General features: G+C 63.6%; 10 protein-coding genes and 1 pseudogene. 2 read left to right on the forward strand and 9 right to left on the reverse strand.

Annotated elements, in window-relative coordinates; genetic code table 11:
- From WCE35_RS15765 to WCE35_RS15790, 6 genes and pseudogenes are all read right to left on the reverse strand, one after another.
- Positions 1-602: pseudogene (locus WCE35_RS15765) on the reverse strand (two-component sensor histidine kinase); the annotation flags it as partial.
- A 186-nt stretch (positions 603-788) separates the two neighbouring features.
- Positions 789-1,073: a type II toxin-antitoxin system RelE family toxin gene (locus WCE35_RS15770; RefSeq protein WP_424594271.1), complete on the reverse strand. Its 285-nt coding sequence runs from the start codon at positions 1,071-1,073 to the stop codon at positions 789-791.
- Positions 1,070-1,618 (reverse strand): hypothetical protein, encoded by a 549-nt coding sequence (locus tag WCE35_RS15775; RefSeq protein WP_424594272.1) that lies wholly within the window; start codon positions 1,616-1,618, stop codon positions 1,070-1,072. The genes WCE35_RS15770 and WCE35_RS15775 overlap by 4 nt, the downstream gene beginning before the upstream one ends.
- A gap of 111 nt (positions 1,619-1,729) precedes the next feature.
- On the reverse strand, positions 1,730-2,410 hold the full coding sequence (locus tag WCE35_RS15780) for a response regulator transcription factor (RefSeq protein ID WP_424594280.1): 681 nt from the start codon (positions 2,408-2,410) through the stop codon (positions 1,730-1,732).
- Positions 2,411-2,675: 265 nt separating this feature from the next.
- On the reverse strand, positions 2,676-4,244 hold the full coding sequence (locus WCE35_RS15785) for a Do family serine endopeptidase (RefSeq protein ID WP_424594273.1): 1,569 nt from the start codon (positions 4,242-4,244) through the stop codon (positions 2,676-2,678).
- A gap of 152 nt (positions 4,245-4,396) precedes the next feature.
- Complete coding sequence (locus tag WCE35_RS15790) at positions 4,397-4,909, reverse strand: cytochrome c-type biogenesis protein (RefSeq protein ID WP_424594274.1); 513 nt, start codon at positions 4,907-4,909, stop codon at positions 4,397-4,399.
- 81 nt (positions 4,910-4,990) lie between these two features.
- Here WCE35_RS15790 and WCE35_RS15795 point away from each other — a divergent pair, with 81 nt between their 5' ends.
- Positions 4,991-5,233: a type II toxin-antitoxin system RelE family toxin gene (locus tag WCE35_RS15795; protein WP_424594275.1), complete on the forward strand. Its 243-nt coding sequence runs from the start codon at positions 4,991-4,993 to the stop codon at positions 5,231-5,233.
- Positions 5,234-5,242: 9 nt separating this feature from the next.
- Positions 5,243-5,632: a helix-turn-helix transcriptional regulator gene (locus tag WCE35_RS15800; protein ID WP_424594276.1), complete on the forward strand. Its 390-nt coding sequence runs from the start codon at positions 5,243-5,245 to the stop codon at positions 5,630-5,632.
- A 99-nt stretch (positions 5,633-5,731) separates the two neighbouring features.
- Here the strand turns inward: WCE35_RS15800 and WCE35_RS15805 are convergent, their stop codons facing one another.
- The 3 genes from WCE35_RS15805 to ccmI form a co-directional block, all read right to left on the reverse strand.
- Positions 5,732-7,714, reverse strand: a complete 1,983-nt coding sequence (locus WCE35_RS15805; protein ID WP_424594277.1) for a heme lyase CcmF/NrfE family subunit — start codon at positions 7,712-7,714, stop codon at positions 5,732-5,734.
- Entirely contained in the window at positions 7,711-8,202 is a 492-nt protein-coding gene (gene ccmE / locus WCE35_RS15810; protein ID WP_424594278.1) for a cytochrome c maturation protein CcmE, read from the reverse strand. Before ccmE ends, WCE35_RS15805 begins: the two co-directional genes overlap by 4 nt.
- A gap of 36 nt (positions 8,203-8,238) precedes the next feature.
- The coding region (gene ccmI, locus WCE35_RS15815) for a c-type cytochrome biogenesis protein CcmI (RefSeq protein ID WP_424594279.1) at positions 8,239-9,217 on the reverse strand (979 nt) is incomplete at its 5' end.

The following is a 9,217-nucleotide window of genomic DNA, read 5'->3' on the forward strand; positions in this document are numbered from 1 at the left end:
GCCATGATGCGCCGGGTGGTGCCGGTCATGGCGTCGATCCGTCGCAGCACCCGCCGCGCCACGAAGATGCCGCCGCCAATGCCAAGCACCACCACCACCAGGATCGACCATTGCGCGGCCTTGGCGACGATCCCGAACAGCCGCCGCCGTTCCTCCAGATCGCGCCCGATCAGGAGCCGGAAGCCGTTGGTCATCTCGGTGACACGCACCAGCGCCCTATGATCCACGCTGTCCTGGTCGTCAAGCCTGCGGTAAACGATCTCGGACCAGCCCGAGGTCGCCATCACGCCCGGCGCCAGCGAGCCGACATTGCCGCCGATCGCCTGCCCGCTCGGCGTCGTCACGAGATAGAGGTTGGCGCCTGGCCGCAGCGCCCGGTTCTCGATCGTCAGGACGAGGCCGCGCAGCCCGCTCCGCGCATAGATGTCGCTGATCTCGCTGGCTTCCGCATTGACCATCGTGGTGATCTGCTCGGTGATCAGGCGGCGCGTGTTCCAGGCGAAATAGGCCAGCAGCGACGCCGCGAACAGCGCGAACAAAAGCAGATAGACCAGCGTCAGGCGGAACGCCGTGGTCCGGATCAGCTTACCGAATGCCGTCACGAATCGGTCTTCAGCAATTGGAAAGCCTCAAGGTCATTTATGGGACCTGACTCTAGTTGCTGCCGATGCCTGGCTAAAGTGACAAAATGTTCAGGTCCTTGGCGACACGAACCCTGCGGACACAGGACTGCATCGCTTGTGCTTGCTGCGCTATCTTCCATTGCTGCCCGCCGGCGTTTACGGCCGTCAACGACCGCGAAAGTACGATCCGTAGATGTAGTCGTGGTTTCCGATCGCGACCGCATCGTATTTCCATGGACCGGTTTCCCTGAGCAAGATTCGATCATGATAGTTAGCGCGGATCGAGAAATATCCTTTCTTGCTCCTTATTTGCTCGAAGTTGAGACCGGGCGACCTCGGATTCTCGATAAACCGTCCGATCGCGTCAAACACCTGCTCTTGACGGGATTCGCCGCCCAGGCGCTTCAAGTCTTTGAGGAAAGCTTTGGTCGGCGTAACCTCAGTCGTCATGCCTTCATCTGCTCGCGCAGATAGGCGACAAGGCTTCCGCGGTCCTTAAAGGAAGGCCCGCCCTTGGCGTCTGCATCGTATTCGGCGCGAAGCGCCAGAAGGAAGTAATAAAATTCAACTGTCTCGTTGTGTAGCTCGCCAGCAAGCTTAAAAAACCGATTGATCTGTTTTCGGGTTCGGCGAACGGTTTCCACCGCCTGGGGGGCTAGACGCGCCATCTCTCGATCAAAGGCCGCCTCTTGTTCCGCTATGTCGTTTCGCCCTTTTGCGATCATCTTGTCGAAATCGGAAATAATAGCGTTCAGTTGAGCGAGACCTGCCGCGACTGACCCGGGCCCTTCAGCGGCCAAGTCTCTGAATGACGTGGATATTGCTGTCTTTTGAAGAGCAGCGTGGACCTTCCGATCGCGGACCATCTGCGAGAGTTCTTCGATCTGATCCTTTGCTAAATCCATAAATTCGAGCTCGGCCTCAGGAGCTCCCGTCAAGTGAGGAGTCTGCGCCGAAAACAAATCAAAAGCCGATGTAAGCGCCTGGAGTGTCATGCTGACAGTATAGAATGAAACGCCGGCCCCCGCCAGATACAGAATGGTTCAGATACAGAATGGTTCGGCATGTTTATGCACGCGCCTCTATCCAGCTATTGAGCCAGCTTCTTACCGAATGCCGTCACGGATCATGTATCCCGCCCCGCGGATCGTGTGCAGCAAGGGCCGCTCAAAACCCTTGTCGATCTTGGAGCGCAGCCGCGAGATATGAACGTCGATCACGTTGGTCTGCGGATCGAAATGATAGTCCCAGACGTTTTCCAGCAGCATGGTGCGCGTCACCACCTGGCCGGCGTGCTTCATCAGATATTCGAGCAGCCGGAATTCGCGCGGCTGCAGCGTCAGTTCGTCCTTGCCGCGGGCGACGCGGTGCGAGAGCCGGTCCAGTTCGAGATCGCCGACGCGATAGGTGGTTTCTTCCGCCGGCCCGCCAAGGCGGCGCGACAGCACTTCGACGCGTGCCAGCAGTTCGGCGAATGAATAGGGTTTTGGCAGATAATCGTCGCCGCCGGCGCGCAGGCCCTTGATGCGGTCGTCGACCTGGCCGAGCGCCGAGAGGATCAGGACCGGCGTGCGGTTGCCGTTCTCGCGCAGCGCGCCGATCAGCGACAGGCCGTCGCGCTTTGGCAGCATGCGGTCGACCACCAGCACGTCATAGTCGCCGCTTTCGGCCATCGCCAGGCCCTCCTCGCCATCGCCGGCGAGATCGGCGACGTGGCCGACTTCGCGGAATGCCTTGACGAGATAGTCGGCCGACTCGCGGTCATCTTCGATGATCAACAGGCGCATCTGACGGGCGGTTGCAGTCACGGGATTGGCTTCCTGTCACCATGGCGCGGTCGGCATCGACATGCAAGGCGACCGGACGCTGTCTCCAATGCGTGAAAAAAGCGGGCGGTGAAGCTGGGGGGACTTCACCGCCCTTAGTCCCTTCCGACGGAGGGGGGCGTATTCCACCGGAAAGGCAGCTGAAGGGAGCGAGCTTGGGGCTCGCCCCCCGGAAAGAGCCGTCGGCGGGGGCGACTAATGCCGGCGACACCCTCCATCTCGATATTTAACCCTTGGCCAGCGGCACTGCCACGAACCGCGACGAACCGCCGCTCTTCACGCGCATGAGAACGCTGTTCTTGTTGTCGATGCGCGCGGCACTGATCGCCTCGCGCACGTCGCCGGCGGTGGCAACGCTCTTGCCGGCAACTTCGAGGATCACGTCGCCTTCCTTGAAGCCGCGCTCGGCGGCGGCGCTCTTCGGGTCGACCTCGGTCACCACGACACCCTCCTTGCCGGCGCCGGCAACGCTGTTGGCAGGCGCAACGGTCAGGCCGAGCTTCGGCACGTCGGTGCCGCGGGTCGCGCCACCCTTGTCGTTGTCATTGCCGGCCTTGGCCTCCAGCGTATTCGGCAGCTGGCCGAGGGTGAGATTGACGACCTTGTCCTGGCCCTTGTGCAGCACGTTGAGCTTCACCGCGTTGCCGGGCGGAAGCGAGCCGATGGTGCGGGCGAGTTCACGGGCGTCCTTGACCGGTTCGCCGTTGACCGCGGTAATCACGTCACCGGATTCGATGCCGGCCTTGGCCGCCGGGCCGTTGGCCTGGGGCTCCGCAACCAGCGCGCCTTCCGCCTTCTTCAAACCGAGACTGTCGGCGATGTCGGCGGTGACCGGCTGGATCTGGACGCCGATCCAGCCACGGCTGACGGTGCCCTTGTCCTTGAGCTGGGCGATCACGCTCTTCACGGTGGATGCGGGAATCGAGAACGCGATGCCGACGCTGCCGCCGGACGGCGAATAGATCGCGGTGTTGACGCCCATCACCTCACCCGAAGTATCGAACGCCGGTCCACCGGAGTTGCCCTTGTTCACGGGCGCGTCGATCTGGATGAAATCGTCGTAAGGGCCGTTGCCGATGTCGCGACCGCGGGCCGAGACGATGCCGGCGGTCACCGTGCCGCCGAGGCCAAAGGGATTACCGACCGCCAGCACCCAGTCGCCGATGCGCGGCTTGCTGTCGGAAAGCTTGGCGAAGGGGAAGTCCGATCCGCCCTCGACCTTGATCAGCGCGACGTCGGTGCGGGGATCGGTGCCGATCACCTTCGCCGTATAGGTCTTGCCGTCGTCGGTCGTGACTTCGACCTTGTCGGCGCCATCGACCACGTGATTGTTGGTCACCGCATAGCCATCGGCGGAAATGAAGAAGCCCGAACCCTGACCGGTCGCGCCACCGCGTCCGCGGGGCCCGCCACGCAGGCCGGGGGGCAAGCCATCAGGCCCGCCAAAACGGCGGAAGAAGCGCTCCATCGGCGAGCCCGGCTGGAACGGCGAGTCGTCATTGTTGGCGCTGTCGTCCCTGGACGTTTTCTCGCCGATATTGACCTTGACCGAGATCACCGACGGCTTGACGCGCTCGACGATGTCGGCAAAGCCGACCGGCTGCGCGACCTTGCGGACTTCATTGTTGACCTGGGCATGCGCCGGGCTGGTGAAGATATCAGGCGGGAGGTGCGACGGGCTGAAGCCATAGGCGGCGGCGCCGAGACCGGCAGCGACGGAGGCCATCAGCGCGAATTTGCGCGCCGAGAGCAGCGCGCGGCGCGGCGAGGAAAAAACGGTGGGGCGGTCGGTCATTTCGAAAGATCTCCAGAACCAGAATCGACGGTGCGGGCACCTGATGAATGGAAGATGGGATTTTCCGCCTTACCGCGCGCTGGCTGGGGAATTAAACTTTTGTAATGGAAATCCAACCGGTTGCGGCAGTTTAGCGCAGCCAAAGGAAGGATTTAGCCGACCCCCTGCCCCCGCGGGTCCGGCGCCGATTCGGCCGCCATCAGCTGCTTCAGGCGCGCCTCTTCCTCGGCCGACAGTCGCGGGGCGGACCCGCCGGCGGCGGCGGATTTCGCGCGGCGGCGGCTCAACCGCCACAGTGCGAAGCCTCCTCCCGCCAGCGCCAGTGGCGGGAGGAGCCACGGCACCAGGGTATGCGGACCGAAGCGCGGCCTCAGCAGCACGAATTCACCGTAGCGCGCGACCAGGAAATCGATCACCTGGGCATCGCCGTCGCCGCCCGCGATCCGCTCGCGCACCAATAGCCGAAGATCGCGCGCCAAGGGCGCGTCGGAATCGTCGATCGACTGGTTCTGGCACACCATGCAGCGCAGCTCGCGCGACAGATCGCGCGCCCGCGCCTCCTTAGCGGGATCTGCCATGATCTCGTCGGGCTGCACGGCGTAGACCGAAGAAGCCGAGCAAACCCAGCAGACGAATGCGAACAGGATACAGTTCAATGATCTCATCTGCGCCTTCTACCTCGCATCAGCGTCCCCGTCATCAAGCTTCGGCTTGACATCAATATCTCATTATGCGATATAAACGTGATGGGGCAGATTGGATTTACGCCGACCGCAACCCGCCAATTGCTCAAGCTTTCGCCGCAAGTTCGGGAACGCATCATCAAAAAACTCGATGCTTTCGCCGCGACGGGGCACGGCGACGTCAGGAAACTGAAAGGTCAGGCCGGCGCGCGGCTTCGGGTGGGCGACTGGCGCGTGATTTTTTACGAAGAAGGCCAAACGATCATTGTGGCAGCAGTTGGTCACCGGCGCGAAATCTACGATTGAGAGGGCACGATGAAGGTAAAGTTCAAGGCCACGCCAGACGGCGAAGTAGCGATTGTTCCGCGTGCGGAATATGAACGTCTCAAGGCTTTGGAACAGGAAGCCGAGGAGGACTCAGGCACCGCGCGGCTAGTTGCGCGGGCGAAGCGAGAGGTCGCCGACGGCGCATTGGTGCTCCCGAAGGATGTCGTCGATCGTCTTGCGCGTGGTGAAAATCCACTGCGGGTGCTGCGCCAATTTCGCAAAGAGACCCAGGCAGAACTCGCTATGGCGGTTGGAATCTCTCAGAATTATCTCTCCGATCTGGAAACCGGCAACCGCAAGGGTCCGATCGAGTTGCATCAGAAGATCGCACGGTATCTTGGAATTCCACTTGATCTGCTGGCGCCGGTCGCCGGGTAGGGCAAGGCAGCCGACCCGGAGAGATTTGCCAAACGCAAACAAGTCATCGCCGACATCAGGCGTCAGCGCGGACCGCGCTGACAGCCACTCTAATCATCTCTACTCCGCCGCCTGCAATCCGCGCAGTGCCCGGGCCGGCTTCGGCGCGCCGACGCGCAGCCGCCGGTCGGACAGCGACAGCAGGCCACCGAACGCCATCAGCACCGGACCGAACCAGATCAGCAGCACCAGCGGCTTGTGATAGATACGCACCGCGATGGCGCCGTCGGCCGCGGTATCGCCGAGCGAAATATAGAGCTGGCTGGCGCCGCGGGTCAGCAGCGCGGCTTCGGTGGTCGACGATCCCCGCGTGGGAAAACTGCGTTTCGACGGCGTCATCACGCTGAGCTCCCGGCCGTCCAGATTGACGGTGAACTGGGCGATCATCTCGCGAAAATTCGGCCCCTGATGCTGCGTCACGCCATCGAGTTTCAGCTCGTAGCCCGCGACCTTCGCGACATCATCCGGCTTCATCGCGCCGATATATTCGCTGTTCCAGGTGGTTTCGCAGACGATCCCGATCAGGGCGACGCCGAGGCCGGCATGGGCGAACACCGAGCCCCAGGTCGCGCGCGGCAAGCCGCCTGCGCGCCGCAGCGCGATTGCAAAGGGAACGCGGAACAGACCGCTGCGCTCGGCCAGTTCGCTCAGCGCGCCGGCAATGACGAACACCGCAAGCCCGATCGCGATCGGCGCAAACGTGCTGCCGCCCTGCGTCCACGCCCACAGCACCGCGATCGAAATCAGGGCCGCGGTGCCACCGGCCATCAGTCGCTGCATCGCACCGAGGAAATCACCGCGTTTCCACGCCAGTAACGGCCCGAACGGCACCACGATCATCAATGCAAAAAACAACGGTCCGAAGGTGAGGTTGAAATATGGCGCGCCGAATGAAATCTTGCCGCCAGTCAGGACTTCAAACGCCATCGGATACAGTGTTCCGAAGAACACCGTGGCGCAGGCTACGGAGAGGAACAGGTTGTTGAGCACCAGCGCCCCCTCGCGCGAGACCGGCGCGAACAGACCGCCCTGCTTCAGCGCCGACGCGCGCCAGGCGAACAGCGAAAGACTGCCGCCGATAAAGAGGCAGAGGATCAAAAGGATGAACACGCCGCGGGCCGGATCGGTCGCAAACGCATGCACCGATGTCAGCACGCCCGAGCGCACCAGGAAGGTGCCGAGCAGCGACAGCGAGAAGGTCAGGATCGACAGCAGGATGGTCCAGACCTTGAGCGCGTTGCGCTTTTCCATCACCAGCGCGGAATGCAACAACGCGGTACCCGCCAGCCACGGCATCAGCGAGGCGTTCTCGACCGGGTCCCAGAACCACCAGCCGCCCCAGCCGAGTTCGTAATAGGCCCAGTACGACCCCATCGCGATGCCGAGCGTGAGGCATATCCAGGCCATCAACGTCCACGGCCGCACCCAGCGCGCCCAAGCGGCGTCGATCCGGCCTTCGATCAGCGCGGCGACCGCGAAGGAAAACGAGATCGAGAAGCCGACATAGCCGAGATAGAGCATCGGCGGATGCACCGCGAGGCCAATGTCCTGCAGCACCGGATTGAGGTCGCGGCCCTCGATCGGCGGATTGGCGATGCGCAGGAAAGGATTCGAGGTGATCAGGATGAACAGGTAGAACGCGCTGGCGATCCAGGCCTGCACCGCCAGCACATGGGCGCGCAGCGACAGCGGCAGATTGCCGCCGAAGGCCGCGACGAGGCCGCCGAACAGCGCAAGGATAGAGACCCACAGCAGCATCGATCCTTCGTGATTGCCCCATACGCCGGTGATCTTGTAGATCAGCGGCTTCAGCGAGTGGGAATTCTCGAACACGTTGACCACCGAAAAATCCGAGCTGACGTGCAGCATCACCAGCGCCGTAAACGACGCCGCCACGAACAGCAATTGCGCCAGCGCCGTCGAACGCGCGACATTCATCAGGGCAGTATCGTGCCAGCGCGCGCCGGCCATCGGCACCGTCGACTGGATCAGCGCCAGCGCGAGTGCGAGCACCAGCGCGTAATGCCCGGCTTCGGCGGTCACCGCGTCACCCCCTGCATCGGCGACGGCGCGACCGAGGCGCTCGGCTTGCCGTTGTAATCGTCTTTCCAATGCCCCTGCTTCTTCAGCGCGTCCGCGACATCCCTGGGCATGTAGGTCTCGTCATGCTTGGCGAGCACGGTGTCCGCCCTGAACACGCCGGATGGGTCGAGCGCGCCCTCGGCGACGACGCCCTGCCCTTCGCGGAACAGGTCCGGCAAAATTCCCTTGTAGGTGACCTTCAGCGTGGCGCTGCCGTCGGCCACGCTGAAGCCGACCGCGAGATTATCGCCACGCACCAGCGAACCCGGCTGCACCAGTCCGCCGAGGCGGAAACGTTGGCCTGTACCGATATGCTTCTCGGCGACCATCGAGGGCGTGGAGAAGAACACGATCGAATCGCGCATGGCATTCAGCACCATCGCGACCGCGACCGCGAGCACCGCGAGCGAACCGCCAATCATGGTCAACCGTCGCTGCTTACGCGTCATCGGATCCTGCCGTCTTGTGCATTGGCATTGGCATCTTCATCCATCCAGCCCCAGATTCTTCAGGCCTTCATTGAGCTGGCGCAATCGTTGCGCATCACTGGCGACGGCCTGGCGGGCGTCGGCGAGCGCGCTCGCCGCCTTGTCGCGCTCGCCCATGACCATATAGGCCCTTATCAGCCGCAACCACCCCTCGACATCGTCGCCGTTCTGTTTCAGCCGCGTTGCAAGGCGATCGACCATGCCGCGGATCATCGCGCCGCGGTCGGCCTCATTCATGTCCCTGGCCGCGGCCATCGCGTTGTCCGGCAACGACGGCGCGGCCGGAGCGCCGACCCTCGCCAGCGCGGCCTGAACCAGCGGCCGCCATGGCGCGTCCGCCGGCGCCTTTTCCAGCATCGCCCGCCAGATCGTGGCCGCCTCGCCTTGCCGGCCGTCCTGCTCGGCGGCAACGCCGAGAAAATAGTTGGCCTTGACATCGTCGGCGGCCAACGCGACCGCGCGCTCGAACTCCGCCTTGGCCTCGGCCGTGACTACGCCGCCCGCCGCCCCCGCCAGGGCCTCGCCAAGATCGGAGCGGCGCTCGGCACCGTCGCCATTATAGGCGATCGAATTGCGATAGGCGCGAACCGCATCGTCGTAGCGGCCTAATCGCGCCAGCACCGGCGCCAGCACGTTCCAGCCGCGGCCGTCGGTCGGATTCTTTTCCAGATGCGCCTCGACCTGGGCCACCAGATTGGCGAGCGGTTGCGTCGCATCAGCTACCCTGGTGCGCTGCCCCAGCGGAAAATCACCGAGCTGCGGCGAACCGAGCGGAAGATAGAGAGCCATCGCCACAACGGGCAGGCCGACGAGCGCCAGAATGGCGGCCGCACGACGCAATCCGCGATGCGACCGCGCGGGCGGATCGCGCTGGCCGTCCACCGCCGCGAGCAGCCGGCGGCCGATTTCGACACGCGCAGCCTCCGCTTCGGAAGCACCAATCACCCCCGCGGCGACATCGCGATCGATCTCGGCG

The organism is Bradyrhizobium sp. (assembly GCF_049691595.1).
GTDB lineage: Bacteria > Pseudomonadota > Alphaproteobacteria > Rhizobiales > Xanthobacteraceae > Bradyrhizobium.